The organism is Pseudomonas putida (genome assembly GCF_002025705.1).
Taxonomy (GTDB): Bacteria; Pseudomonadota; Gammaproteobacteria; order Pseudomonadales; family Pseudomonadaceae; genus Aquipseudomonas; species Aquipseudomonas putida_J.
Genome location: NZ_CP018846.1, coordinates 4,521,444 through 4,547,767, shown reverse-complemented (window position 1 = coordinate 4,547,767; position 26,324 = coordinate 4,521,444). Strand labels below are relative to the sequence as shown.

Annotated in this window: 21 protein-coding genes; 18 read left to right on the top strand and 3 right to left on the bottom strand. The window is 62.2% G+C overall.

Translation table 11 applies throughout. The annotated features are described in order from the left end of the window. The first annotated feature begins 108 nt into the window (after positions 1-108). The gene (locus BUQ73_RS20635) at positions 109-1,755 is read left to right on the top strand and encodes a Na+/H+ antiporter (protein ID WP_079229464.1); all 1,647 of its coding nucleotides are present in this window, start codon (positions 109-111) and stop codon (positions 1,753-1,755) included. Positions 1,756-1,865: 110 nt separating this feature from the next. Here the strand turns inward: BUQ73_RS20635 and dapC are convergent, their stop codons facing one another. The 3 genes from dapC to map are packed head-to-tail and all read right to left on the bottom strand — an operon-like array spanning position 1,866 to position 6,617. Next, positions 1,866-3,062, bottom strand: a complete 1,197-nt coding sequence (gene dapC, locus BUQ73_RS20630) for a succinyldiaminopimelate transaminase (protein ID WP_079229463.1) — start codon at positions 3,060-3,062, stop codon at positions 1,866-1,868. Between the two features lie 30 nt (positions 3,063-3,092). Continuing rightward, the gene (locus BUQ73_RS20625) at positions 3,093-5,795 is read right to left on the bottom strand and encodes a [protein-PII] uridylyltransferase (RefSeq protein ID WP_079229462.1); all 2,703 of its coding nucleotides are present in this window, start codon (positions 5,793-5,795) and stop codon (positions 3,093-3,095) included. A gap of 39 nt (positions 5,796-5,834) precedes the next feature. Continuing rightward, a complete protein-coding gene (gene map / locus BUQ73_RS20620; protein ID WP_004375406.1) occupies positions 5,835-6,617 on the bottom strand; it encodes a type I methionyl aminopeptidase in 783 nt (260 codons plus the stop codon). 346 nt (positions 6,618-6,963) lie between these two features. Here map and rpsB point away from each other — a divergent pair, with 346 nt between their 5' ends. The 17 genes from rpsB to accA all read left to right on the top strand — a co-directional run bounded on the left by rpsB (position 6,964) and on the right by accA (position 26,274). After that, entirely contained in the window at positions 6,964-7,701 is a 738-nt protein-coding gene (gene rpsB / locus BUQ73_RS20615; RefSeq protein ID WP_027920037.1) for a 30S ribosomal protein S2, read from the top strand. Between the two features lie 184 nt (positions 7,702-7,885). Then, positions 7,886-8,749, top strand: a complete 864-nt coding sequence (gene tsf, locus BUQ73_RS20610) for a translation elongation factor Ts (RefSeq protein ID WP_027920036.1) — start codon at positions 7,886-7,888, stop codon at positions 8,747-8,749. A 179-nt stretch (positions 8,750-8,928) separates the two neighbouring features. Next, positions 8,929-9,672, top strand: a complete 744-nt coding sequence (pyrH, locus tag BUQ73_RS20605) for a UMP kinase (protein ID WP_027920035.1) — start codon at positions 8,929-8,931, stop codon at positions 9,670-9,672. After that, positions 9,669-10,226, top strand: coding sequence for a ribosome recycling factor (gene frr / locus BUQ73_RS20600; protein ID WP_079229461.1), 558 nt, complete (start codon positions 9,669-9,671; stop codon positions 10,224-10,226). Before pyrH ends, frr begins: the two co-directional genes overlap by 4 nt. Before the next feature lie 15 nt (positions 10,227-10,241). Further along, complete coding sequence (uppS, locus tag BUQ73_RS20595; protein ID WP_027920033.1) at positions 10,242-10,997, top strand: polyprenyl diphosphate synthase; 756 nt, start codon at positions 10,242-10,244, stop codon at positions 10,995-10,997. Then, on the top strand, positions 10,997-11,812 hold the full coding sequence (locus BUQ73_RS20590) for a phosphatidate cytidylyltransferase (protein WP_079229460.1): 816 nt from the start codon (positions 10,997-10,999) through the stop codon (positions 11,810-11,812). Before uppS ends, BUQ73_RS20590 begins: the two co-directional genes overlap by 1 nt. Then, positions 11,809-12,999, top strand: coding sequence for a 1-deoxy-D-xylulose-5-phosphate reductoisomerase (ispC, locus tag BUQ73_RS20585; protein WP_079229459.1), 1,191 nt, complete (start codon positions 11,809-11,811; stop codon positions 12,997-12,999). Before BUQ73_RS20590 ends, ispC begins: the two co-directional genes overlap by 4 nt. A 48-nt stretch (positions 13,000-13,047) precedes the next feature. Then, entirely contained in the window at positions 13,048-14,400 is a 1,353-nt protein-coding gene (rseP, locus tag BUQ73_RS20580) for a sigma E protease regulator RseP (RefSeq protein ID WP_079229458.1), read from the top strand. A gap of 74 nt (positions 14,401-14,474) precedes the next feature. Then, positions 14,475-16,823: an outer membrane protein assembly factor BamA gene (gene bamA / locus BUQ73_RS20575; protein WP_079229457.1), complete on the top strand. Its 2,349-nt coding sequence runs from the start codon at positions 14,475-14,477 to the stop codon at positions 16,821-16,823. 44 nt (positions 16,824-16,867) lie between these two features. Continuing rightward, on the top strand, positions 16,868-17,371 hold the full coding sequence (locus BUQ73_RS20570; protein ID WP_003252311.1) for an OmpH family outer membrane protein: 504 nt from the start codon (positions 16,868-16,870) through the stop codon (positions 17,369-17,371). A gap of 1 nt (position 17,372) precedes the next feature. After that, a complete protein-coding gene (lpxD, locus tag BUQ73_RS20565) occupies positions 17,373-18,428 on the top strand; it encodes a UDP-3-O-(3-hydroxymyristoyl)glucosamine N-acyltransferase (protein ID WP_079229456.1) in 1,056 nt (351 codons plus the stop codon). A gap of 113 nt (positions 18,429-18,541) precedes the next feature. Then, positions 18,542-18,982, top strand: coding sequence for a 3-hydroxyacyl-ACP dehydratase FabZ (fabZ, locus tag BUQ73_RS20560; RefSeq protein WP_003252314.1), 441 nt, complete (start codon positions 18,542-18,544; stop codon positions 18,980-18,982). Then, positions 18,979-19,755 carry an acyl-ACP--UDP-N-acetylglucosamine O-acyltransferase gene (gene lpxA / locus BUQ73_RS20555; RefSeq protein WP_027920027.1) on the top strand — a complete coding sequence of 259 codons (777 nt, stop codon included), beginning with the start codon at positions 18,979-18,981 and terminating at the stop codon, positions 19,753-19,755. Before fabZ ends, lpxA begins: the two co-directional genes overlap by 4 nt. A 1-nt stretch (position 19,756) precedes the next feature. Beyond that, positions 19,757-20,884, top strand: a complete 1,128-nt coding sequence (gene lpxB, locus BUQ73_RS20550) for a lipid-A-disaccharide synthase (protein WP_079229455.1) — start codon at positions 19,757-19,759, stop codon at positions 20,882-20,884. A gap of 1 nt (position 20,885) precedes the next feature. Next, positions 20,886-21,509, top strand: coding sequence for a ribonuclease HII (gene rnhB, locus BUQ73_RS20545; RefSeq protein ID WP_079229454.1), 624 nt, complete (start codon positions 20,886-20,888; stop codon positions 21,507-21,509). A 187-nt stretch (positions 21,510-21,696) separates the two neighbouring features. After that, positions 21,697-25,221: a DNA polymerase III subunit alpha gene (gene dnaE / locus BUQ73_RS20540; protein ID WP_079229453.1), complete on the top strand. Its 3,525-nt coding sequence runs from the start codon at positions 21,697-21,699 to the stop codon at positions 25,219-25,221. Between the two features lie 105 nt (positions 25,222-25,326). Beyond that, the gene (accA, locus tag BUQ73_RS20535) at positions 25,327-26,274 is read left to right on the top strand and encodes an acetyl-CoA carboxylase carboxyl transferase subunit alpha (RefSeq protein WP_027920023.1); all 948 of its coding nucleotides are present in this window, start codon (positions 25,327-25,329) and stop codon (positions 26,272-26,274) included. The last annotated feature ends 50 nt before the right edge of the window (positions 26,275-26,324 follow it).

The window sequence follows — 26,324 nt, the reverse complement described above, 5'->3', positions numbered from 1 at the left end:
GACTATCGTGCAGCGGCCTCGTTTCGCCATACCTCGCTAACATATTGTTTCAATGGCGATCTCTCGCCCCCCGCTGTAGTTTTTGGTTCACAAAGGAAGCCTTCACGGATGCAGTCCGCCTACACCGTCCTCATCCTGCTGACGCTGGTAAGCCTGTCGAAACTGGTCGGGCGCTTGATCCCGTTGCCGCTGCCATTGGTGCAGATCGCCGCTGGTGCACTGCTGGCCTGGCCGACCCTGGGCCTGCATGTGGCCCTGGACCCCGAATTGTTCCTGTTCCTGTTCCTGCCGCCGCTGCTGTTCGCCGACGGCTGGCGCATTCCCAAGCGCGAGCTGTGGCGCATCCGTGGGCCCGTGGTGGCGCTGGCCGTGGGGCTGGTGCTGTTCACCGTGGTCGGCGCGGGTTACTTCATCCACTGGCTGCTGCCGAGCATCCCGCTGCCGGTGGCCTTCGCACTGGCCGCCGTGCTGTCGCCCACCGACGCCGTGGCGGTATCGGCCATCAGCCAGGATCGCTTGCCGACCCCGCTGATGCACATGCTGCAAGGCGAGGCGCTGATGAACGATGCCTCCGGCCTGGTGACGTTCAAGTTTGCACTGGCTGCGGCCATTACCGGGGCGTTTTCGCTGGCCGATGCCAGCTTCAGTTTCGTCCTGGTCGCCCTCGGCGGCTTGGCTGTGGGCGTTGCACTGAGCTGGCTGATTGGCCGCTTGCGCGCCTGGATGATCGCCCGTGGCTGGGATGACCCGGCCACCCACGTGGTTTTCATGCTGCTGTTGCCGTTTGCCGCTTATGTGCTGGCTGAGCGTCTTGGTGTGTCGGGCATTCTCTCGGCGGTAGCCGCCGGCATGATGCAGAGCTGGCTGGACCTGTTGCCGCGCCAGACCAGCACCCGTCTGCTCAACCGCAGTGTCTGGTCGCTGCTGGAGTTCGCTTTCAACGGTCTGATCTTCCTGCTATTGGGCTTGCAGCTGCCAGACATCATCAAGGCCGTGGTCAGCCATGAGGCCACTGTGTGGCCGACCCTGGCCTGGCGCTGTCTGGATGTGCTGGCGATTTTCGCTGCGTTGATTCTGCTGCGCTTTGTCTGGGTGCAGAGTATCTGGCGTGCGATCGGCGTGGTGCGCCGCTGGCGCGGCAAGCCGGCGCTGGTGCTGATGCCCACCGCGCGCTCTTGCTGGCTGATGACGCTGGGAGGCGTGCGTGGGGCGGTGACCCTGGCGGGTGTGATGTCGATACCGCTGCTGATGGGTGCGGGCAAGGCCTTCCCCGAGCGTGACCTGCTGATTTTCATCGCGGCCGGGGTGATCCTGCTGTCGTTGATCAGTGCCTGTATTGCCTTGCCGCTGTTGCTGCGCGGGGTCACCAAGAGCCCGGACGAACGGCTGCATCAGGAAGTGCAGGAAGCATGGCGACGTACGGCCGAGGCGGCGATCCACGCGCTTGAGGCTGAAGAAGTGATCGACGCCAGCGCGCCTCAGGATGCGGCCCAGGCCACCTTGGCCACGGAGCTCAAGGCGCGGTTGATGGCCGAATATCGGGATGAGCTGGACAGCTACAACGATACGGCCGAGGCACGGGCCCTGGCCGAACAGATGGACTTGCTGGAGCGGCGCTTGCGCTTGCGTGCACTGCGGGCGCAGCGGCTGGAGCTGTATAACCTGCATCGCCAGCACCTGGTCGGGGATGAGGTGGTCAGGCAGGTATTAGGTGAGCTGGATATGAGTGAAGCCAACCTGGGGCAGGTCAGATAGACCGCAGGGGCTGCTTTGCAGCCCTTTCGGGCCGCTCCTACAGGAAACTGCGATCATCTGTAGGAGCGGCCTTGTGTCGCGAAAGGGGCGCAAAGCGCCCCCAGATTCAATCAGCGACTCTGCAGGAAGGCGCGAATCCGCTCGGCGGCTTCGATGCACTCGGCCAGCGGTGCAACCAGCGCCATGCGCACCCGGCCGGCCCCCGGGTTGACGCCGTCGACTTCACGCGACAGGTACGACCCTGGCACCACGGTCACATGCTGGGCCTCGAACAGGTCGCGGGTGAATTCGGCATCGCAGCCTGGCACCTTGGCCCACAGGTAGAAGCTGCCATCCGGCCGCTGTACGTCCATCACTGGCTGCAGGATATCCAGCACGGCATCGTACTTGGCGCGGTACTGGTCACGGTTTTCGCGCACGTGTGCTTCGTCCTGCCAGGCAGCGATGCTGGCCAGCTGGGTTTGCACCGGCATGGCGCAGCCGTGATAGGTGCGGTACAGCAGGAATGGCTTGATGATCGATGCATCACCGGCGACGAAGCCCGAACGCAGGCCTGGCAGGTTGGAGCGCTTGGACAGGCTGTGGAACACCACGCACCGTTTGAAATCGCTGCGGCCCAGTTCGGCGCAGGCGCTCAGCAGGCCCGGTGGTGGTGCGTCTTCGTCGAAGTACAGCTCGCTGTAGCACTCGTCGGCGGCGATCACGAAGTCGTGCTCGTCAGCCAGGGCAATCAGCTTCTTCAGGGTGTCCATCGGCACCAGCGCACCGGTCGGGTTGCCTGGCGAACACAGGAACAGGATCTGGCAACGCTTCCAGATTTCCGCTGGCACGGCATCGAAGTCCGGGTTGAAGCCGTTGTCTTCCAGGCATGGCAGGTAGTGCGGGGTGGCACCGGCCAGCAGGGCTGCGCCTTCGTAGATCTGGTAGAACGGGTTGGGGCTGACCACCAGGCCGTCATCGGCGCGGTTGACTACGGCCTGGGTGAAGGCAAACAGCGCCTCACGGGTACCATTGACCGGCAGGATGTGGCGGTCGGCATCCAGCCAGCCAGCTGGCACACCGAAGCGGCGCTCGCACCACTGGCCGATAGCCTGGCGCAGGGCTGGCAGGCCGATGGTGCTCGGGTACACCGCCAGCTTGTCGAGGTTGTCGGCCATGGCCTGGGCGACGAACGCCGGCGATTCGTGCTTTGGCTCACCGATCGACAGGGCGATGGCACGTTTGTCCGCCGCTGGCTTCACGGTGCCCAGCAGGGCGCGCAGTTTCTCGAACGGGTAGGGCTGGAGCTGGGTCAAGGCATGGTTCATCGGCGCAAGGTCTCGTCAATCGTCTAATCGTTAAAAAGTCACGCGGGTCGGGCTGGCATCGCTGGCCTGGCCGGCCTGCAGCTGCTGCACGATGGCTTCCTGCAGGCGGCTGCACAGCTGCGGGTCGGACAGCGGCTGGTTGTCGGCATCGGTGATGAAGAACACGTCCTCCACCCGCTCGCCGAGGGTGGCGATCTTGGCGTTCTGCAGCGACAGGTCGAACTCCAGGAAGATCCGCCCGATCCGCGCCAGCAGGCCGGGGCGGTCTGGTGCGGTGATCTCGAGGATGGTCACCGGGCGCTGGGCGTCGTTGAGGATGGTCACCTGCGGCGGGAAGTTGAAGTGCTTGAGCTGGCGCGGCACCCGGCGCTGGATGATGGTCGGGTAATCCTCGGGGTTGCGCAGCGCTTCGGTCAGGCCGTCGCGGATCTGCTTGACCCGCTGCGGGTTGTCGCCGATCGAGCCGCCGTCGTTGTCGAGCACGATATAGGTGTCGAGGGTGAACTGGCTGCTCGAAGTGATGATCCGCGCATCATGGATGTTCAGGTTCAACTGCGACATGGCGGCCACGGTCACGGCGAAGAAATCGTGCTGGTCGGGCGCGTAGATGAAGATCTGCGTGCCGCCTTCGAATTCGCGTTGGGTGGTTTCCTTGATCAGCACCAGCGGCCCGCCATCCGCCGGTTGCTGGAGGATGGCGTCACTGTGCCAGGCCACGTCGGCGGCGTTGTGCTTGAGGAAGTAGTCATCGCCCAATTGCGACCACAACTGCTCGACATCGTCCGGGTCGGTGCCCTCGCGCACGAGGATGTCCAGTGCGGCCGATTGGGTCTGGCGGATCTGCTCCTCACGGTCCAGCGGGTTTTCCAGGCCGCGGCGCAGGGCGCGCTTGGTCTCGGTGTAGAGCTGGCGCAGCAGGCTGGCGCGCCAGGAGTTCCACAGGCTGGGGTTGGTGGCGTTGATGTCGGCCACGGTCAGCACGTAGAGGTAGTCCAGGCGTGTCTCGTCGCCCACGTGCAGGGCGAAATCGTTGATCACCTGCGGGTCGGACAGGTCCTTGCGCTGCGCCGTGGTCGACATCACCAGGTGGTTCTGCACCAGCCAGACGATCAGCCGGCTGTCCCAGGCGGGAAGCTGGTGGCGTTCGCAGAACTTCTGCGCATCCACCGCGCCGATCTCGGAGTGGTCGCCCTGGCGGCCCTTGCCGATATCGTGGTACAGGCCGGCCAGGTAGATCAGCTCGGGCTTGGGCAGGCGGCCCATGAGTTTGCTGGCCAGCGGGAATTTTTCGGACACCGGCGTGTACTGCAGCTTGCGCAGGTGCTTGATGAGGTTGAGGGTGTGCGCATCGACCGTGTAGATGTGGAACAGGTCGTGCTGCATCTGCCCGACGATCAGGCCGAACTCCGGCAGATAGCGGCCAAGGATGCCGTACCGGTTCATCCGCCGCAGGTTGCGGTGGATGCCGATCTCGCATTTGAACAGTTCGATGAACAGGCTGGTGTTGCGGATATCGTTGCGGAAGGTGTCGTCGATCAGGTGCCGGTGCTCGCGCAGCAGGCGCACGGTGTCGGCGCGCACGCCCTTGATCTCCGGGTGCTGGGCCATCAGCACGAAGATCTCCAGCATGGCGAACGGGGTGCGCTTGAACACGTTCGGGTTGACCGCTTCGATATATCCGTCGTGCAGGCGGAAGCGTGCGTTAAGCGGTTGGGTGGTGCCGCTGTCGTCATCGGCGAGGATGACTTCTTCGAAGTGCTGGATGATCAGGTCGCACAACTGGCTGATGCTCATCACCACCCGGTAGTACTGCTGCATGAACTGTTCGATGGCGCGCTTGGGGTTGTCGTCGCTGTAACCAAGCAGCGCGGCGATGCTGCGCTGGTGGTCGAACAGCAGGCGGTCCTCGGCGCGGCCGGCGAGCATGTGCAGGGCGTAGCGCACCTTCCACAGGAAGTCCTGGGACGAGGCCAGCAGTTCGTTCTCGCTTTCCAGCAAAAAGCCTTCGCCAGCCAGGGCGTGCAGGTTCAGGGTGCCGTACTGGCGGCGGGCCACCCAGAGCACCGTCTGGATGTCGCGCAGGCCACCCGGTGAGCCTTTGACGTTGGGCTCGAGGTTGTACTCGGTGTCGTTGTACTTGTGGTGGCGGGCCTTGAGTTCGGCGCGCTTGGCCAGGAAGAACTCCTTGCTCGGCCACATGTAAGTGGTGCTGGTCACCTCGAGCATGCGCTGGCGCAGGTCTTCGGGGCCGGCAATGGTGCGGCTTTCCATCAGGTTGGTGATCACCGTCAGGTCGGCGCGGGCCTGTTCGGCGCATTCGCCGACGGTACGCACGCTTTGGCCGACTTCCAGACCGATGTCCCAGAGCAGGGTGAGGAAGCGCTCGATGGCCTCGCGGTACTGCTCGTGCTCGGCGGCGCCGAGCAGGATCAGCAGGTCGATGTCCGAATGCGGGTGCAGCTCACCGCGGCCATAGCCGCCAACCGCGACCAGGGCGATACCACTGGAGTCGCCCCAGTCGAACTGGTTCCAGGCCTGTTGCAGGATATTGTCGACGAGCCAGGCGCGGGCTTCGATCAGCGGGCGGATTTCGCCACCCGTGCGAAAACGCTTGTCGAGCACTTCGCCGGCCTGGCGGATGGCTTTCTTGAAGGCGGCAATGGGGCTCGCCTTGAGGGCCAGTTCCGCCTGGAACTGGCCGCGGTCGAACAGCTCGGGATCCACCTGTGGCATCGCGTCGCGTTCCTGTCTGGAGGGTTGCCTTGGGTGCAATCAGGCCGAGGTGCGCGGGATGGTGTCGTCCTTGCGCAGGGTGAAGATCTCGTAACCGGTGGCCGTGACCACCAGGGTGTGTTCCCACTGGGCCGAGAGCTTGCGATCCTTGGTGATGGCGGTCCAGCCATCGCCCAGCACCTTGGTGTCGGCCTTGCCCTGGTTGATCATCGGCTCGATGGTGAAGGTCATGCCCTCTTTGAGTTCCATGCCGGTGCCGGCGCGGCCGTAGTGGAGGATCTGCGGCTCTTCATGGAACACCTTGCCGATGCCATGGCCACAGAACTCGCGCACCACCGAGAAACCGTTCTTCTCGGCGTGCTTCTGGATCACTTCACCGATATCGCCCAGGCGGCAGCCCGGCTTGACCAGTTCAATGGCCTTGTACATGCATTCCTGGGTGACCTTGGACAGGCGCTCGGCCCAGACCGGTACGGTACCGACGTGGAACATGCGGCTGGTATCGCCGTGGTAGCCGTCCTTGATCACGGTGACATCGATGTTGAGCGTGTCACCGTCCTTGAGCGGCTTGTCGTTGGGGATGCCGTGGCAGACCACATGGTTGATCGAGGTGCAGATCGACTTCGGGTAGCCCTTGTAGTTGAGGGGCGCCGGGATGGCCTGCTGGACGTTGACGATGTAGTCGTGGCACAGGCGGTCGAGCTCTTCGGTGGTGACACCGGGCTTGACGTGTTCTTCGATCATTTCCAGCACCTCGGCGGCCAGGCGGCCGGCGATGCGCATCTTCTCGATGTCTTCTGCAGTCTTGATGGTGACGGTCATTACAGGCTCTCTACGGCGCCGCAGGCGGCGCGAACAAACGGGAAAGGCCGGATTCTAGCAGAGCAGGGCGGCCTTCTGTCGGGATAAAGGCGGCCATGCTGCGGTCTATAGAAGGCATTCTGGCCTGTTTGCCAGGGTGCTGCAAAAACTGCTGACGGACGCAACTTGAACCGGGTTCCGTTCGCTCGCGGTCTGTGGTATAAAATGCGCCGCTTTCGGGGTCGACCCCGTCAGCTCCAAACCCACACACGTGTCGACACGATGACCTGGGTGCCCCGGATCGAATGATTCGCGGGTTGGTCATTGGGATACGTGGAGGCCCAACCCGACTTATCAAGGAACTATCATGTCCCAAGTCAACATGCGCGATATGCTGAAGGCCGGTGTGCACTTCGGCCACCAGACCCGTTACTGGAACCCGAAAATGGGCAAGTACATTTTCGGCGCGCGTAACAAGATCCACATCATCAACCTGGAAAAAACCCTGCCGATGTTCAACGACGCTCTGTCGTTCGTAGAGCGCCTGGCCCAGGGCAAGAACAAGATCCTGTTCGTCGGCACCAAGCGTTCCGCCGGCAAGATCGTTGCCGAGCAAGCTGCTCGTGCAGGTTCGCCATACGTTGACCACCGTTGGTTGGGCGGCATGCTGACCAACTACAAGACCATCCGTGCTTCGATCAAGCGTCTGCGCGACCTGGAAACCCAGGCCGAAGATGGCACCTTCGCCAAGCTGACCAAGAAAGAAGCCCTGATGCGTTCGCGCGATCTGGAAAAGCTGGACCGCAGCCTGGGTGGTATCAAGGACATGGGCGGCCTGCCTGATGCCCTGTTCGTGATCGACGTTGACCACGAGCGCATTGCTATCACTGAAGCCAACAAGCTGGGCATCCCGGTTATCGGCGTTGTCGATACCAACAGCAGCCCAGAAGGCGTTGACTTCGTTATCCCAGGTAACGATGACGCCATCCGCGCTATCGAGCTGTACATGACTTCGATGGCTGACGCCGTCATCCGCGGCCGCAACAACGTTGCCGGCGGCACCGAAGTCTACGCTGAAGAAGCGGCTGCACCTGCTGCTGAGTAATAGGCGCTAGCGTCTACTTGGCACGCGAAAAGGGGGCTCTGCCCCCTTTTTGCCACCTTGAAATCCTGCTGTCAGCAACGGCCCCGCATGATGGGCGTGCTGATATAAAGGCAGCGATTTGCAGAATTTAACGCCCGTGAAAAGCGGGTGGAATGGTTGAAAAACTTTCCAAGAGGATTTTGAAATGGCAGCAATTACTGCGGCGCTGGTCAAAGAACTGCGCGAGCGTACCGGCGAAGGCATGATGGATTGCAAGAAGGCCCTGGAAAAGGCCGACGGCGACATCGAAAAAGCCATTGACGACATGCGTGCCTCGGGCGCCATCAAGGCCGCCAAAAAGGCTGGCAACGTGGCTGCTGAAGGCGCCATCGCCGTCAAGACCGACGGCAAAGCCGCCGTCCTGCTGGAAGTGAACTCGCAGACCGACTTCCTGGCCCTGCAAGACGACTTCAAGAACTTCGTGGCTGAAAGCCTGGAAGAAGCCTTCGCCCAGAAGCTGACCGACGCAGCTCCGCTGATCGCCTCGCGTGAAGCTGCTCGTGAAGCCCTGGTTGCCAAGTGCGGCGAAAACGTCAACATCCGTCGCCTGGTGCGCGTTGAAGGTGACGTTGTCGGCGCCTACCTGCACGGCAACAAGATCGGCGCTGCCGTTGTCCTGAAGGGCGGCGACATCGAGCTGGCCAAGAACATCGCCATGCACGTTGCAGCTTCGAACCCAGAGTTCCTGGATTCGTCGGAAATCTCCGCCGAGGCCATCGAGCGCGAGAAGAACGTCTTCCTGCAGCTGAACGCTGACAAGATCGCCGGCAAGCCGGAAAACATCGTTGAGAACATGATCAACGGTCGTATCACCAAGTTCAAAGCCGAAGCCTCGCTGAAAGAGCAAGCTTTCGTCATGAACCCGGAAGTCAAAGTTGGCGAGCTGGCCAAGAAAGCTGGCGCTGAAATCGTTTCCTTCACCTACTTCAAGGTTGGCGAAGGCATCGAGAAGCCGGTCGACGACTTCGCTGCTGAAGTTGCCGCTCAGGTAGCAGCTGCCAAGCAGTAAGACAGCCCCGTCTGTCGCCCCAAAGAGGCTGCCCGCTCACGCGCGCAGCCTCTTTGTCAAAGCGGGAGCGGTTTACGAGACCGTTGCTCGCTGACGCAGTCGCTGCGTCACGTTAGAGTTACATGCAGGCTCAAGAAGCCCGCCAGAATTTTTTACAAACGCCGCAGGAGAGATTCGCAATGGCTCAGCAGGGCAGTGGTCATCAGGCTCGCTATAAACGCATTCTACTCAAACTTAGCGGCGAGGCCCTGATGGGCTCGGAAGAGTTCGGGATCGACCCCAAGGTCCTGGATCGCATGGCGCTGGAAGTCGGCCAACTGGTCGGCATTGGTGTTCAGGTAGGTCTGGTGATCGGTGGTGGCAACCTGTTCCGTGGTGCGGCGCTCAGTGCAGCCGGCATGGACCGCGTCACCGGCGACCACATGGGCATGCTGGCGACCGTAATGAACGGCCTGGCCATGCGCGACGCGCTGGAGCGGGCGAACATCACCGCCATTGTCATGTCGGCTATTTCCATGGTTGGCGTGACCGATCACTATGATCGCCGCAAGGCCATGCGCCACCTGAACGCCAAGGAAGTTGTAATTTTCGCTGCCGGTACCGGCAACCCGTTCTTCACCACCGACTCCGCCGCCTGCCTGCGCGCCATCGAAATCGATGCCGACGTGGTATTGAAGGCAACCAAGGTCGATGGTGTATACACTGCAGATCCATTCAAGGACCCGCATGCCGAGAAGTTCGATCATCTGACCTACGATGAAGTGCTGGATCGCAAGCTGGGTGTGATGGACCTGACGGCAATCTGTCTGTGCCGCGACCACAAGATGCCGCTGCGCGTCTTCAACATGAACAAGCCCGGCGCCCTGCTGAACATCGTGCATGGCGGCGCGGAAGGAACCCTGATCGAGGAAGTTCAAAAATGATCAACGACATCAAGAAAGACGCCCAGGATCGCATGGGCAAGTCCATCGAGGCGCTGGGTCGCAACCTGGCTGCCATCCGCACCGGTCGCGCTCACCCTAGTATCCTGGATACCGTCAAGGTCACTGCCTGGGGCAGCGAGATGCCGCTGAACCAGGTGGCCGCGATCACCGTCGAAGATGCCCGTACCCTGAAGATCGTCGCTCACGACAAGAACCTCAGCGCTGCCATCGAGAAGGCCATCCTGACCTCCGACCTGGGCCTGAACCCGTCCAGCGCCGGTACCACCATCCGTGTACCGATGCCTGCCCTGACCGAAGAGACCCGCAAGGGCTACACCAAGCAGGCCAGCAGCGTTGCCGAGGATGCCAAGGTGGCCGTGCGCAACGTGCGCCGTGATGCCCTGGGTGACCTGAAGAAGCTGACCAAGGACAAGGAAATCAGCGAAGACGAAGAACGTCGCGCCGCTGATGAAATCCAGAAGCTGACCGACAAGTACATTGCTGAAGTCGATGCTGCTTTCAAAGCCAAGGAAAAGGACCTGATGGCCGTTTAAGGCCGAGGTTTTTTAATGGAAAAGTCCAAGTTGGCGGCACCGTCCTCGGTGCCGCGTCATGTCGCGATCATCATGGATGGCAACAACCGCTGGGCGAAGAAGCGCTTGTTGCCCGGCGTCGCCGGGCACAAGGCTGGCGTCGATGCGGTGCGCGCAGTCATTGAGGTGTGTGCCGAGTCCGGGGTCGAAGTGCTGACCCTGTTCGCGTTCTCCAGCGAGAACTGGCAGCGCCCGGCCGAAGAGGTCGGTGCGTTGATGGAGTTGTTCTTCTCGGCCTTGCGCCGTGAGGCTCGGCGTCTCAACGAGAACAACATCAGCCTGCGCATCATCGGTGACCGTTCGCGTTTCCACCCAGAGCTGCAGGCTGCCATGCGCGAGGCCGAAGCGCTGACCGCGGGCAGCAATCGCTTTATCCTGCAGATCGCCGCCAACTATGGTGGCCAGTGGGATATCGCCCAGGCTGCCCAGCGTCTGGCGCGTGAGGTGCAGGCCGGCCATCTGCGTCCGGACGACATCACCCCAGGCTTGTTGCAGACCTGTCTGGCCACAGGCGAGCTGCCGTTGCCCGACCTGTGTATCCGCACCGGTGGCGAGCATCGCATCAGCAACTTCCTGCTGTGGCAGCTGGCCTACGCCGAACTGTACTTCTCCGACCTCTACTGGCCGGATTTCAAACACGAGGCCATGCGCAAAGCCCTGGCCGATTTCGCTTCGCGCCAGCGCCGCTTCGGTAAGACCAGCGAGCAGGTCGAGGCTGGAGCTCGTGCTTAATGCTTAAACAACGCATCATTACTGCGCTGATCCTGTTGCCGGTCGCGCTGGGTGGTTTTTTCCTGCTCAACGGCGGGGACTTCGCCCTGTTCATCGGCTTCGTGGTGACCCTCGGTGCCTGGGAGTGGGCGCGTCTGGCCGGGCTTGTGGCCCAGCCTCTGCGCATCGCCTACGCCGCTGTAGTCGCCGGGGCGCTGATGCTGCTCCACCTCATGCCGGACTTGGCACCCTGGGTGCTCGGGGCTTCGGTCATCTGGTGGGGGCTGGCCACCTGGCTGGTGCTGACCTATCCACGCAGCAGCGAGCTGTGGGCCAGCGCAGCCTGCAAACTGCTAATCGGCCTGCTGATCCTGTTGCCGGCCTGGCAGGGGCTGATACTGCTCAAGCACTGGCAGCTGGGTAACTGGCTGATCCTGTCGGTCATGGTGCTGGTCTGGGCGGCCGATATCGGTGCTTATTTCTCCGGTCGTGCCTTTGGCAAGCGCAAGCTGGCGCCGCAGGTAAGCCCGGGCAAGAGTTGGGAAGGCGTGTACGGCGGCCTGGCGGTCAGCCTGGTGATCACCCTGGTGGTCGGCATTAGCCGTGACTGGGGGTTCGGTCAGCTTCTGCTGGGGCTGATGGGCGCCGCGTTGGTGGTCATGTCGTCGGTGATCGGTGATCTGACCGAAAGCATGTTCAAGCGACGTGCCGGCATCAAGGACAGCAGCAATCTGCTGCCTGGCCATGGTGGTGTGCTTGACCGCATCGACAGCCTGACGGCAGCGATCCCGATCTTTGCCGTGCTGCTGTGGGCTGCAGAATGGGGTGCGATGTGAGCATTGTGCAGCGCATTACCGTCCTGGGTGCTACTGGCTCGATCGGCCTTAGCACCCTTGATGTGATTGCACGACACCCTGAGCGCTACCAGGTTTTCGCCCTGAGCGGCTATTCGCGCATCGACGAGCTGTTGGCCCTGTGCGTTAAGCACAGCCCGGTCTATGCCGTGGTGCCCAATGCTGAAGCCGCTGCGCGCCTGCGTGATGGCCTGGCTGGCGCTGGCTGCGCTACCCAGGTACTGGAAGGGGAGGCGGGCCTCTGTGAGGTGGCGGCAGCCCCTGAAGTGGATGCGGTGATGGCGGCCATTGTCGGCGCTGCCGGTCTGCGCCCTACCTTGGCTGCGGTCGAGGCGGGCAAGAAAGTATTGTTGGCCAACAAGGAAGCGCTGGTGATGTCCGGCGCGCTGTTCATGGAAGCTGTGCGTCGCAGTGGCGCCGTGCTGCTGCCGATCGACAGCGAGCATAATGCGATCTTCCAGTGCCTGCCTGGCGATTATGCCCGTGGTCTGAGCCAGGTTGGCGTGCGCCGCATCCTGCTGACTGCCTCGGGTGGGCCGTTCCGCGAAACGCCCCAGGCAGCCTTGGTCGATGTCACGCCGGAACAGGCTTGTGCTCACCCCAACTGGTCCATGGGCCGGAAGATTTCGGTGGACTCGGCCAGCATGATGAACAAGGGCCTGGAGCTGATCGAGGCCTGCTGGCTGTTCGACGCAGCACCGGCCAAGGTCGAAGTGGTGGTGCATCCGCAAAGCGTGATCCATTCGTTGGTCGACTACGTCGATGGTTCGGTGTTGGCCCAGCTGGGCAACCCGGACATGCGCACTCCGATCGCCAACGCCCTGGCCTGGCCAGAGCGCATCGATTCCGGGGTTGCCCCGCTGGACCTGTTCGCCATCGCACGCCTGGACTTCCAGGCGCCAGACGAACAGCGCTTCCCCTGCCTGCGCCTTGCGCGCGCGGCGGCCGAGGCCGGGAACAGTGCACCTGCGGTGCTCAATGCGGCCAACGAGGTCGCGGTCGAGGCATTTCTCCAGCGGCGTATCCGCTTCCCGGAGATCGCGGGTATGATCGAACAGGTGCTTGATCAGGAACCTGTGGTGCCGCTGCTGTCGCTGGAAGCCGTGTTCGCTGCCGACCAGCGCGCTCGCGAGCTGGCTCGTGAGTGGCTGAGGCGTCACGGCCGTTGAGGCTGGTCGCTCTTCCAGGGTTCTGCTGAACGTCATTCGGAGATAGATATGACTGCGCTCTACATGATTGTCGGCACCCTGGTGGCCCTGGGTGTGTTGGTCACGTTCCACGAATTCGGCCACTTCTGGGTTGCCCGGCGTTGCGGAGTCAAGGTGCTGCGCTTCTCCGTCGGCTTCGGCACGCCGCTGCTGCGCTGGCATGACCGCCAAGGCACCGAGTTCGTGGTGGCGGCGATCCCGCTGGGCGGCTACGTCAAGATGCTCGACGAGCGTGAAGGCGATGTTCCGCCTGCGCTCGCCCACCAGTCTTTCAATCGCAAGTCAGTGCGTCAGCGCATCGCGATCGTGGCTGCAGGCCCCATTGCCAACTTCCTCCTGGCCATCGTCTTCTTCTGGCTGTTGGCCATGCTCGGCACCCAGCAGATCCGCCCGGTAATCGGCGCGGTCGAATCCGGGAGCCTGGCTGCGTCGGCAGGCCTGGCCGCTGGTCAGGAAATTGTATCTATTGATGGCAAGGCGACCAATGGTTGGTCGGCCGTCAATCTGCAGCTGGTTCGACGCCTGGGTGAGAGTGGCACGCTGCAGGTAGGGGTGCGCGACGAAGGCGCCAGTGCCGAGCGCCAGCTGCAGGTGAAACTGGACCATTGGCTCAAGGGGGCCGACGAGCCGGACCCAATCCAGTCCCTGGGCCTGCGCCCATGGCGGCCGGCGGTTGCGCCGGTACTGGCCGAGATCGATCCGAAAGGCCCGGCCGCTGCCGCTGGTCTGAAGGCTGGCGACAAGTTGCTTGCGCTCGACGGCGCGGCATTGAGTGATTGGCAGCAGGTGGTGGACAGTGTTCGCGCCCGCCCGGACGCCCCGGTGGTGCTGCGCGTCGAGCGCGATGGCGCGGCCCTGGATGTGCCGGTCACGCTGGCTCATAAAGGCGAAGGCAAGGCTGCCGGTGGCTATCTCGGGGCGGGTGTGAAGGGCGCCGAATGGCCCGCGAGCATGCTTCGCGAAGTCAGCTATGGGCCGCTGGATGCCGTTGGTGAGGGCCTCTCGCGTACTTGGAACATGAGCGTTCTGACCCTCGAGTCGCTGAAGAAAATGCTGTTCGGGGAGCTCTCGGTAAAAAACTTGAGCGGACCGATAACCATTGCTAAAGTGGCGGGCGCTTCAGCCCAGTCCGGCGTGGGGGATTTCCTGAATTTCCTGGCCTACCTGAGCATAAGCCTGGGGGTTCTTAACCTGCTGCCCATTCCGGTACTGGATGGGGGGCATTTGCTGTTTTACCTCGTCGAGTGGGCGCGCGGTCGTCCGCTGTCGGAACGGGTGCAAGGTTGGGGGGTCCAGATCGGTATCAGTTTGGTCGTAGGGGTGATGTTGCTCGCCCTGATCAACGATCTGGGTCGACTTTAAAAGATTCGCTCAATTGCGAACCTGCCGCCTCCATGCGGCGGGTTGTTTATTGCCAGTTGGAATAAAAGGACTTCATGAAACGTCTGCTGCTAACTGCGGTCATGTCCGCACTGATGATCGCTGAAGTTCACGCCGAGTCCTTCACCATCTCCGATATTCGTGTCAACGGCCTGCAGCGGGTATCCGCTGGCAGCGTGTTCGGCGCCTTGCCGCTCAACGTCGGCGACCAGGCTGACGACCGCCGCCTGGTCGACTCCACCCGTTCGCTGTTCAAGACCGGCTTCTTCCAGGACATCCAGCTCAACCGCGATGGCAACGTCCTGATCATCAACGTGGTCGAGCGCCCATCGGTGTCGAGCATCGAGATCGAGGGCAACAAGGCGATCAGCACCGAAGACCTGATGAAAGGCCTGAAGCAGTCGGGCCTGGCCGAAGGCGAGATCTTCCAGCGTGCCACCCTCGAAGGCGTGCGCAACGAGCTGCAGCGCCAGTACGTAGCCCAGGGCCGCTACTCGGCCGAGGTCGACGCCGAGGTGGTGCCGCAGCCGCGCAACCGTGTGGCCTTGAAGATCAAGATCAACGAAGGCACCGTCGCTGCCATCCAGCACATCAACATCGTTGGCAACACCGTGTTCAGCGATGACGAGCTGCAGCAGCTGTTCGAGCTGAAGACCACCAACTGGCTGTCGTTCTTCAAGAACGACGACAAGTACGCCCGCGAAAAACTCTCCGGTGACCTGGAGCGTCTGCGTTCCTACTACCTGGACCGCGGCTACATCAACATGGACATCGCCTCCACCCAGGTGTCGATCACCCCGGACAAGAAGCACGTCTACATCACCGTCAACGTCAACGAAGGCGAGAAGTACACGGTTCGCGACGTCAAGCTGTCGGGTGACCTGAAGGTGCCGGAAGACCAGGTCAAGTCGCTGCTGCTGGTGCAGCCGGGCCAGGTGTTCTCGCGCAAGGTGATGACTACCACCTCCGAGCTGATCACCCGCCGCCTGGGCAACGAGGGCTACACCTTCGCCAACGTCAACGGCGTGCCACAGCCGAATGACCAGGACCACACCGTCGACATCATGTTCGTGGTCGACCCGGGCAAGCGTGCCTACGTCAACCGCATCAACTACCGCGGCAACACCAAGACCGAAGACGAAGTGCTGCGCCGCGAAATGCGCCAGATGGAAGGCGGCTGGGCTTCGACCTACCTGATCGACCAGTCCAAGACCCGCCTCGAGCGCCTGGGCTTCTTCAAGGAAGTCAACGTCGAGACCCCGGCGGTGCCAGGCACCGACGACCAGGTCGACGTCAACTACAGCGTCGAAGAGCAGGCCTCCGGCTCGATCACCGCCAGCGTCGGCTTCGCCCAGAGCGCCGGCCTGATCCTGGGTGGTTCGATCAGCCAGACCAACTTCCTCGGTACCGGTAACAAGGTGTCCATCGGCCTGACCCGTTCGGAATACCAGACCCGCTACAACTTCGGTTTCGTTGACCCCTACTTCACTGCCGACGGCGTGAGCCTGGGTTACAACGCCTTCTACCGCAGCACCGACTACAGCGACCTTGATGTCGACGTGGCCAGCTATGCCGTAGACAGCCTGGGTGCCGGTGTGAGCCTTGGCTACCCGATCAGCGAAACCTCGCGTCTGACCTATGGCCTGAGCGTTCAGCAGGACAAGATCAAGACCGGTAAATACACCGTTGACGAGATCTTCGACTTCCTCAAGCAGGAAGGTGACAGCTTCACCAACTTCAAGGCTTCGATCGGCTGGTCCGAGTCGACCCTGAACAAAGGTGTGCTGGCGACCCGCGGTCACTCCCAGAGCCTGACGCTCGAGAGCACCATCCCGGGCAGCGACCTGTCGTTCTACAAGCTCGACTACCGCGGCCAGCTGTTCAAGCCGATCACCAACGACTACACCCTGCGCCTGCACACCGAACTGGGCTATGGTGATGGTTTCGGTAGCACTTCGGGCCTGCCGTTCTACGAGAACTACTACGCGGGTGGTTTCAACTCCGTTCGCGGCTTCAAGGACAGCAGCCTGGGCCCACGCAGTACGCCTAGTACCGGCAAGAACCCAGGCACCATTGCCGACCCGGATCAGGATCCGCTGCCGTTCGGTGGTAACGTGCTGGTGCAAGGTGGTGTCGAGCTGCTGTTCCCGCTGCCGTTCGTCAAGGACCAGCGTTCCCTGCGCACCTCCGTGTTCTGGGATGTGGGTAACGTGTTCGACACCAATTGCGGCAGCAAACCGGATTGCGAAAAGGTCGGTTTCTCGGGCATGGCCAGTTCGGTCGGTCTGGGTGTGACCTGGATTACTGCTCTGGGCCCGTTGAGCTTCAGCCTGGCAATGCCGGTGAAGAAGCCGAGCGATGCTGATACCCAGGTGTTCCAATTCTCTCTGGGCCAGACCTTCTAAGGTCGGCCCTCGCTTAACGACAACGGTTTTTCCAGGAGTGCATCGTGCGTAAATTGGCTCAACTGGCCGTAGTGGCCGCGGCGCTGGTCGCCACCCCGGCTTTCGCTGAAATGAAAGTCGCCGTGCTGAACTATCAGATGGCCCTGCTCGAATCCGATGCCGCCAAGAAGTACGCGGTCGATGCCGAGAAGAAGTTCGGCCCGCAACTGACCAAGCTGAAAAGCCTGGAAAGCAGCGCCAAGGGCATTCAGGACCGTCTGATCAAGGGCGGCGACAAGATGCAGCAGCAGGAGCGCGAGCGCCTGGAGCTCGAATTCAAGCAGAAAGCCCGTGACTTCCAGTTCCAGTCCAAGGAACTGAACGAGGCCAAGGCCGTTGCCGACCGCGACATGCTCAAGCAGCTTAAGCCTAAGCTGGACGGTGCTGTCGAGGAAGTGATCAAGAAGGGCGGTTACGACCTGGTTCTCGAGCGCGGCGCGGTCATTGATGTCAAACCTCAGTACGACATCACCCGCCAAGTCATCGAGCGCATGAACCAAGCGCGTTGATATGACCGTGACCATGACGCTCGGCCAGCTGGCCGAGGCCCTCGGGGCCACACTCAAAGGCCCTGAGGCGCTGCAGATTACCGGGCTGGCCACCTTGCAGGAGGCCGGCCCCGGTCAATTGAGCTTTCTCGCCAACCCGCAGTACCGCAAATATCTGGACAACTGCCAGGCCGCTGCGGTGCTGCTCAAGGCTGGGGACGCCGAAGGCTTTGCCGGCAACGCCCTGATCGTGGCCGACCCGTATCTGGCGTATGCGCGCATTTCCCACCTGTTCGACCCCAAACCCAAGGCTGTGGCGGGTATACATCCCAGCGCCGTGGTGGCGGATGATGCCCAGGTGGATGCCAGTGCCAGTGTCGGGCCGTTTGCGGTCATCGAAAGCGGTGCGCGCATCGGCGCCAATGTCAGCATCGGCGCACATTGCTTCATTGGTGCCCGTTGCGTGGTTGGCGAAGGCGGCTGGCTGGCCCCGCGGGTCACGCTGTATCACGACGTGACCATCGGCAAGCGTGTGGTCATTCAGTCGGGTGCCGTGATCGGTGGCGAGGGCTTCGGCTTTGCCAATGAGAAGGGTATCTGGCGCAAGATTGCTCAGATCGGCGGCGTCACCATTGGTGATGACGTGGAAATTGGTGTCAATACAGCGGTTGACCGTGGCGCGCTGTCCGACACTCGGATTGGCGACGGGGTCAAACTCGACAACCAGATCCAGATTGCCCACAACGTGCAGATCGGTGATCACACAGCGATGGCCGCTTGTGTCGGTATCTCCGGCAGCACGCGCATCGGCAAGCATTGCATGCTGGCCGGTGGCGTTGGCCTGGTGGGGCATATCGATATCTGCGATAACGTATTTATCTCCGGGATGACCATGGTGACCCGTTCGATCACCGAACCAGGCTCCTATTCATCCGGCACGGCCATGCAGCCTTTGGCTGACTGGCGCAAGAGCGCGGCGCGTATCCGCCAGCTCGACGACATGGCCAAGCGTCTCCAGCAGCTGGAAAAACGTGTCGATACCGTGACCTCAGGTGGCCAGCCGACATCAGAAGGCTGATACCATTTCCTGAGCAAGAGTGAACAGTCGCTAGCTGGCTCCTCTTTGGACTGCAAAAGGAGCGTGTGGTCAGCACCTGCGCTCCCTATTCTTATTACAGGCTTCCCCCCGAAATGATGGACATCAACGAGATTCGCGAATACCTGCCTCACCGCTACCCGTTTCTGCTGGTAGATCGCGTGACGGATCTGGACTTCGAGGCCCAGAGCATTCGTGCCTACAAGAATGTCAGCATCAACGAGCCGTTCTTCAATGGCCATTTCCCGGCGCACCCGATCATGCCGGGCGTCCTGATCATCGAAGCCATGGCCCAGGCGGCCGGCATCCTTGGTTTCAAGATGCTCGATGCCAAGCCGGCCGATGGCACCCTGTACTACTTCGTCGGTTCCGACAAGCTGCGTTTCCGCCAACCGGTTCTGCCAGGTGACCAGTTGGTACTGGAAGCCAAGTTCCTCAGCCGCAAAAGCATGATCTGGAAGTTCGAGTGCCGTGCCCTGGTCGACGGCAAGCCGGTATGCTCGGCCGAGATCACCTGTGCGGAACGCTCCCTATGAGTTCGATTGATCCGCGGGCGATCATCGATCCGTCGGCCAAGTTGGCCGACGGCGTCGAGGTTGGCCCGTGGTCGATCGTCGGCCCGGATGTCGAAATCGGCGAGGGTACGGTCATTGGCCCGCACGTGGTGCTCAAAGGGCCGACCCGGATTGGCAAGCACAACCGCATCTACCAGTTTTCCTCGATTGGCGAAGACACCCCTGACCTCAAGTACAAGGGTGAGCCGACGCGTCTGGTGATCGGCGACCACAACGTGATCCGAGAAGGCGTGACCATTCACCGTGGTACGGTCCAGGATCGTGCGGAAACCACCCTGGGTGATCACAACCTGATCATGGCCTATGCCCACATTGGTCACGACAGCGTCATTGGCAACCACTGCATCCTGGTCAACAACACGGCGCTGGCCGGGCATGTGCACGTGGGCGATTGGGCGATCCTGTCCGGTTTCACCCTGGTGCACCAGTACTGCCATATTGGCGCCCATGCGTTCTCCGGGATGGGCACGGCGATTGGCAAGGATGTACCTGCTTTCGTCACGGTGTTCGGCAGCCCTGCCGAGGCCCGCAGCATGAACTTCGAAGGCATGCGCCGCCGTGGCTTCAGCGATGAGGTCATCCATGCCCTGCGCCGGTCCTACAAGATCGTCTATCGCCAGGGCTTGACCGTGGAAGAGGCAATCAAGGAACTGGACGAGCTGGCTGCCAAGTACGAGCAGGTCGAGCTGTTCCGCCAGTCGATCGTGAACTCCGCCCGCGGCATTACCCGCTGACATGGCGCAGCTTTGCGTAGCCCTGGTCGCAGGTGAGGCCAGCGGCGATATTCTTGGTTCCGGGCTGATGCGCGCCCTCAAGGCGCGCCATCCCGACGTCCGTTTTATCGGTGTGGGTGGCCCGTTGATGGAGGCCGAAGGTCTTCAGTCATACTTCCCCATGGAGCGCCTCGCGGTCATGGGGCTGGTCGAGGTGCTGGGGCGCCTGCGTGAGCTGCTAAAGCGCCGCAAGGCATTGATCCAGACCCTGATCGGCGAAAAGCCCGATGTGTTCATTGGTATCGACGCCCCCGATTTCACCCTCAATATCGAACTGAAACTGCGCCAGGCGGGGATCAAGACCGTCCATTACGTCAGCCCGTCGGTCTGGGCGTGGCGGCAGAAGCGCGTGCTGAAGATTCGCGAAGGTTGCGACCTGATGCTCACGCTGCTGCCGTTCGAAGCACGCTTCTATGAGGAGCAGGGCGTACCGGTGCGGTTCGTCGGCCACCCGCTGGCCGATACCATTCCGTTGGCGGCAGACCGTCAGGCAGCGCGTAGCGAGTTGGGCCTGGCTGATGGGCCGGTGGTCGCGTTGATGCCGGGTAGCCGTGGTGGTGAGGTCGGGCGCCTGGGGGCACTGTTCCTCGACGCCGCCCAGCGCCTGCGCGAGCTGGTGCCTGGCGTGCGTTTTGTGTTGCCGTGTGCCAACGCGGCGCGTCGTGCCCAGGTCGAGCAGATGCTCGAAGGCCGCGATCTGCCGTTGACCTTGCTCGATGGCCAGTCGCACCGAGCGTTGGCTGCCTGTGACGCGGTGCTGATCGCCTCTGGCACCGCCACGCTGGAGGCGCTGCTGTACAAGCGCCCGATGGTCGTGGCCTATCGCCTGGCCCCGCTGACCTACTGGATTCTCAAGCGTCTGGTGAAAAGCCCTTACGTATCGCTGCCCAACCTGCTCGCCCAGCGCGAGCTGGTGCCTGAGCTGCTGCAGGAAGCCGCGACCAGCGAAGCCTTGGCACAGACCTTGGCGCCGCTGGTCACCGACGGCGCTCAGCAGACCGAACGCTTCGACGAGATTCACCGTACCCTGCGCCGCGACGCCTCCAACCAGGCGGCCGACGCGGTGCTGGCCCTGCTCAAGGACCGCTGACATGCAGATTGGACTGGACTTCAACCTGGTCGAAGACCTGGTTGCCGGCGTAGACGAAGTAGGCCGCGGCCCCCTGTGCGGTGCGGTGGTCACGGCTGCGGTGATTCTCGACCCGGCGCGGCCGATTCTGGGCTTGAACGATTCGAAGAAACTCACTGAAGCCAAGCGCGAGGCGCTGTTCGACGAGATCTGCGAAAAAGCCCTGAGCTTCTGCATCGCCCGCGCCGAAGTCGAGGAAATCGACCGGCTGAACATCCTGCAGGCCACCATGCTGGCCATGCAGCGAGCGGTGGAAGGGCTGCACGTTACCCCGAAGCTGGCACTGATCGACGGCAACCGTTGCCCGAAACTGTCGGTGCCGGCTGCGCCGGTGGTCAAGGGTGATAGCCAGGTGCCGGCAATTGCCGCAGCATCGATCCTGGCCAAGGTTACCCGCGACCGGGAGATGAGCGCGTTCGAGCTGATCTATCCGGGGTATGGGATAGGAGGGCACAAGGGCTACCCTACGCCGGTGCACCTCGAAGCCCTGGCGCGCCTTGGGCCTACCCCCATTCATCGGCGCTCCTTCGCCCCGGTGCGGGCAGCCTGGGAAGCCCGCGAAGGCATCACCGATTCCCTGATCTGACGTATGGGGCCGCTTTGCGGCCCTTCGCGGGCGAGCCCGCTCCCACAGGTTCAGCACAAGGTCTGAATCCTGTGGGGTCCCTGTGGGAGCGGGCTTGCCCGCGAAGGGCTGCGAAGCAGCCCCAATTCCACCACTCAATTACGCTACAATCCCGCCCTTGTCGTTAAGCATTGCTACAGGACTTTCCATGTCGGTTCCCTTCGTTCACCTGCGCGTCCATTCCGAATTCTCGCTGGTAGACGGCCTGGTGCGGATCAAGCCGCTGGCCAAGGCACTGGCGGGGATGAACATGCCGGCGGTGGCGATCACCGACCAGAGCAACATGTGCTCGCTGGTCAAGTTCTACAAGACTGCCATGGGCGCCGGGATCAAGCCGATCTGCGGTGCCGACCTGTGGCTGGCCGGAGCCGATCCGGAGGCGCCGCTGTCGCGCATCTGCTTCCTGGCCATGGACCCAAAAGGCTACCGCAACCTCACCGAGCTGATTTCGCGCGGCTGGACCGACGGCCAGCGCAACGGCCTGGTGATCCTTCAGCGTGAGTGGATCGCCCCCGCCAGCGAAGGGCTGATTGCCCTGTCCGCGGGCAAGGAAGGCGATATCGGCATGGCCCTGATGAATGGCCGCCAGGATGAAGCCCAGGCCCTGCTGCGCGACTGGATGGGCATGTTCCCGGAGCGCTTCTACGTCGAAGTGCAGCGCACCAACCGCGCCGGCGACGAAGAGTACGTGCACGCCGCCGTGGCCCTGGCCGACCAGCTTGGCGCGCCGCTGGTAGCTACTAACGATGTCCGTTTCATCAAGCAATCCGACTTCGATGCCCACGAAACCCGCGTCTGTATCGGCGAAGGCTGGACCCTCGATGATCCTCGCCGCCCGCGTGGCTACAGCGACCAGCAGTACCTGAAGTCGGCCGAGGAAATGGCCGAGCTGTTCAGCGACCTGCCCGATGCCATTGCCAACACCGTCGAGATCGCCAAGCGTTGCAACATCCAGGTGCAGTTGGGCAAGTACTTCCTGCCCGATTTCCCGACGCCCAACGGCATGGGCATCGACGACTACCTGCGCCATGTGTCCCATGAGGGCCTGGAAGAACGCCTGGCAGTGCTTTGGCCGAAGGAGACCACGCCCAATTACGAAGAGAAGCGCCAGGTCTACCTGGACCGCCTGAAGTTCGAACTGGACATCATCATCCAGATGGGCTTCCCCGGTTACTTCCTGATCGTTATGGACTTCATCAAGTGGGCCAAGAACAACGACGTGCCGGTTGGCCCAGGCCGGGGGTCGGGTGCCGGTTCGCTGGTGGCCTACGTGCTGAAGATCACCGACCTCGACCCGTTGGCCTACGACCTGCTGTTCGAGCGCTTCCTCAACCCTGAACGTATTTCCATGCCCGACTTCGACGTCGACTTCTGCATGGATGGCCGTGACCGGGTGATCGATTACGTGGCCGAAGCCTATGGCCGCAACGCCGTGAGCCAGATCATCACCTTCGGCACCATGGCCGCCAAGGCGGTGGTGCGCGACGTGGCGCGGGTGCAGGGCAAGTCCTACGGCCTGGCCGACCGCCTGTCGAAGATGATCCCGTTCGAAGTGGGCATGACCCTGGAGAAAGCCTACGAGCAGGAAGAGATCCTGCGCGACTTCCTCAAGGGTGACGAGGATGCCCGCGAAATCTGGGACATGGCGCTCAAGCTCGAAGGTGTCACCCGTGGTACCGGCAAGCACGCCGGTGGCGTGGTGATCGCCCCGACCAAGCTCACCGACTTTTCGCCGATCGCCTGTGACGAAGAGGGCGGCGGCCTGGTGACCCAGTTCGACAAGGATGACGTCGAGGCAGCGGGCCTGGTGAAGTTCGACTTCCTCGGCCTGCGCACCCTGACCATCATCAAGTGGGCGATGGAGATCATCAACCGCGAGCAGGCCAAGCAGAACCTGCCCGATCTCAACATCGACTTCATCCCGCTGGACGACCGCAAGACCTACGAGCTGCTGCAAAAAGCCGAGACCACGGCAGTGTTCCAGCTCGAATCCCGAGGCATGAAGGAGCTGATCAAGAAGCTCAAGCCTGACTGCCTGGAAGACCTCATCGCACTGGTGGCACTGTTCCGCCCGGGCCCGTTGCAGTCGGGCATGGTGGACGACTTCATCAACCGCAAGCACGGCCGCGCCGAGCTGGCCTACCCGCACTCGGACTACCAGTACGAAGGCCTCAAACCCGTGCTGGCCCCGACCTACGGCATCATCCTGTATCAGGAACAGGTGATGCAGATTGCCCAGGTAATGGCGGGTTATACCCTCGGCGGCGCCGACATGCTGCGCCGGGCGATGGGTAAGAAAAAGCCTGAAGAAATGGCCAAGCAGCGCGGCGGTTTCATCGAAGGTTGTGTTGCCAACAATATCGATGCGGATCTCGCAGGTAACATCTTCGACCTGGTAGAAAAGTTCGCCGGCTACGGCTTCAACAAGTCCCACTCCGCCGCCTATGGCCTGGTGTCGTACCAGACTGCCTGGCTCAAGACCCACCACCCGGCACCGTTCATGGCCGCAGTACTCTCGGCGGACATGCACAACACCGACAAGGTGGTGGTGCTGGTCGAGGAAGTGCGCAGCATGAAGCTGCGCCTCGATGCGCCGGACGTGAACTTCTCCGATTTCAAGTTCACCGTGAACAACGACGGCCGTATCGTCTATGGCCTGGGTGCGATCAAAGGTGTCGGCGAAGGCCCGGTGGAAGCCATCGTCGAGGCGCGAGCCCAAGGTGGCCCGTTCAAGGACCTGTTCGACTTCTGCGAGCGCATCGACCTCAAGCGAGTCAACAAACGTACCCTCGATGCGCTGGTGCGCAGCGGTGCGCTGGACCGTCTGGGCCCGCACTTCCATGACGAGATCAAGGCCTACCACGCCAACATCGACCTCAACCGTGCGACCTTGCTCTCGGCCCTGGGCGAAGCCATCAAGGCAGCCGAGCAGGCGGCTCATACCGCTGACAGTGGTCACGTCGACCTGTTCGGCGGCATGTTCGACGAGGTCGATGTCGACGTCTACGCCAACCACCGCAAGGTGCGCGAGCTGACCCTCAAGGAGCGTTTGAAAGGCGAGAAGGACACCTTGGGCCTGTACCTCACCGGTCACCCGATCGATGAATACGAGACCGAGATTCGCCGTTTCGCTCGCCAGCGCATCGTCGACCTCAAACCGTCGCGCGAGACCCAGACCATTGCCGGGATGATCATTGCCCTGCGGGTAATGAAGAACAAGAAGGGCGACAAGATGGGCTTCGTCACCCTGGATGACCGCTCCGGGCGCATCGAGGCGTCGCTGTTTGCCGATGCCTTCATGGCGGCACAGTCCTTGCTGCAGACCGACGCGATGGTGGTGGTTGAAGGCGAGGTCAGCAACGATGACTTCTCCGGTGGGTTGCGCCTGCGGGTGAAGCAGGTGATGACCATGGAAGACGCGCGCACCAAGCTGGCCGAGAGCCTGCGCCTGAAGGTGGCACACGAGGCGCTCAAGGGCGACCGCCTGAAGTGGCTGGGCGAATTGATCACCCGCCACCGTGGTGCTTGCCCGATCACGCTGGAGTACACCGGCAGCGATGCCAAGGCCATGTTGCAGTTTGGCGAGCAATGGTCGATCGACCCGGCCGATGGCCTGATTCAGGCTCTGCGTGACCAGTTCGGGCGTGAGAACGTCTTCCTGCAATATCGTTGAATCGACGAAATTTAATCTCGACCTATATGCGCCTGATCCCTTAAGGTAGGGCGCCAAACGGATCAACCGGCCGGCCGCCTGGCCGTAGACCCAAGACGGATGACTATGAACCCGAATTTTCTCGATTTCGAACAGCCGATTGCCGACCTGCAAGCCAAGATCGAAGGCCTGCGCCTGGTGGGTAACGACAACTCGCTGAACATCAGCGATGAAATTGCCCGTCTGCAAGACAAGAGCAACACCCTGACCGAAAGCATCTTCGGCAACCTGACCAGCTGGCAGATCGCTCGCCTGGCCCGTCACCCACGTCGTCCGTACACCTTGGACTACCTGGAGCACATCTTCACCGAGTTCGAAGAACTGCACGGCGACCGCCACTTCTCCGATGATGCTGCCATCGTCGGTGGTACCGCACGTCTGGACGGCAAGCCAGTGATGGTCATCGGCCACCAGAAGGGCCGCGAAGTCCGTGAGAAGGTTCGCCGCAACTTCGGCATGCCGCGCCCTGAAGGCTACCGCAAGGCTTGCCGCCTGATGGAAATGGCCGAGCGCTTCAAGATGCCGATCCTGACCTTCATCGACACCCCGGGCGCTTACCCGGGCATCGACGCCGAAGAGCGCAACCAGAGCGAGGCGATCGCCTGGAACCTGCGCGTCATGGCCCGTCTGAAGACCCCGATCATCGCCACCGTGATCGGTGAGGGCGGTTCCGGGGGTGCGCTGGCCATCGGTGTGTGCGACCAACTGAACATGCTGCAGTACTCCACCTACTCGGTGATCTCGCCAGAAGGCTGCGCCTCGATTCTGTGGAAGACGGCCGACAAGGCTGCCGACGCCGCCGAAGCCATGGGTATCACCGCCGAGCGCCTGAAGAGCCTGAACATCGTCGACAAGGTCATCCAGGAGCCGCTGGGCGGCGCCCACCGTGACCCGGCCAAGATGTCCGAAAGCATCCGTGCCGATCTGGTGCAGCAACTGGACATGCTCGGCAAGCTCGATAACGACGCGCTGCTGGCCCGTCGTTACGATCGCCTGATGAGCTACGGCCTCTGATAGATCCCGGGCCGCTTCGCGGCCCCTGTGGGAGCGGGTTTACCCGCGAA

Coding starts and splice junctions, on each gene's coding strand:
- tsf (WP_027920036.1), top strand. CDS start 7,886: ATGGCAGCAATTACTGCGGCGCTGGTCAAAGAACTGCGCGAGCGTACC.
- frr (WP_079229461.1), top strand. CDS start 9,669: ATGATCAACGACATCAAGAAAGACGCCCAGGATCGCATGGGCAAGTCC.
- map (WP_004375406.1), bottom strand. CDS start 6,617: ATGACCGTCACCATCAAGACTGCAGAAGACATCGAGAAGATGCGCATC.
- dnaE (WP_079229453.1), top strand. CDS start 21,697: ATGTCGGTTCCCTTCGTTCACCTGCGCGTCCATTCCGAATTCTCGCTG.
- BUQ73_RS20625 (WP_079229462.1), bottom strand. CDS start 5,795: ATGCCACAGGTGGATCCCGAGCTGTTCGACCGCGGCCAGTTCCAGGCG.
- lpxA (WP_027920027.1), top strand. CDS start 18,979: ATGAGTTCGATTGATCCGCGGGCGATCATCGATCCGTCGGCCAAGTTG.
- accA (WP_027920023.1), top strand. CDS start 25,327: ATGAACCCGAATTTTCTCGATTTCGAACAGCCGATTGCCGACCTGCAA.
- lpxD (WP_079229456.1), top strand. CDS start 17,373: ATGACCGTGACCATGACGCTCGGCCAGCTGGCCGAGGCCCTCGGGGCC.
- uppS (WP_027920033.1), top strand. CDS start 10,242: ATGGAAAAGTCCAAGTTGGCGGCACCGTCCTCGGTGCCGCGTCATGTC.
- dapC (WP_079229463.1), bottom strand. CDS start 3,062: ATGAACCATGCCTTGACCCAGCTCCAGCCCTACCCGTTCGAGAAACTG.
- BUQ73_RS20590 (WP_079229460.1), top strand. CDS start 10,997: ATGCTTAAACAACGCATCATTACTGCGCTGATCCTGTTGCCGGTCGCG.
- rpsB (WP_027920037.1), top strand. CDS start 6,964: ATGTCCCAAGTCAACATGCGCGATATGCTGAAGGCCGGTGTGCACTTC.
- fabZ (WP_003252314.1), top strand. CDS start 18,542: ATGATGGACATCAACGAGATTCGCGAATACCTGCCTCACCGCTACCCG.
- BUQ73_RS20635 (WP_079229464.1), top strand. CDS start 109: ATGCAGTCCGCCTACACCGTCCTCATCCTGCTGACGCTGGTAAGCCTG.
- rseP (WP_079229458.1), top strand. CDS start 13,048: ATGACTGCGCTCTACATGATTGTCGGCACCCTGGTGGCCCTGGGTGTG.
- lpxB (WP_079229455.1), top strand. CDS start 19,757: ATGGCGCAGCTTTGCGTAGCCCTGGTCGCAGGTGAGGCCAGCGGCGAT.
- rnhB (WP_079229454.1), top strand. CDS start 20,886: ATGCAGATTGGACTGGACTTCAACCTGGTCGAAGACCTGGTTGCCGGC.
- bamA (WP_079229457.1), top strand. CDS start 14,475: ATGAAACGTCTGCTGCTAACTGCGGTCATGTCCGCACTGATGATCGCT.
- pyrH (WP_027920035.1), top strand. CDS start 8,929: ATGGCTCAGCAGGGCAGTGGTCATCAGGCTCGCTATAAACGCATTCTA.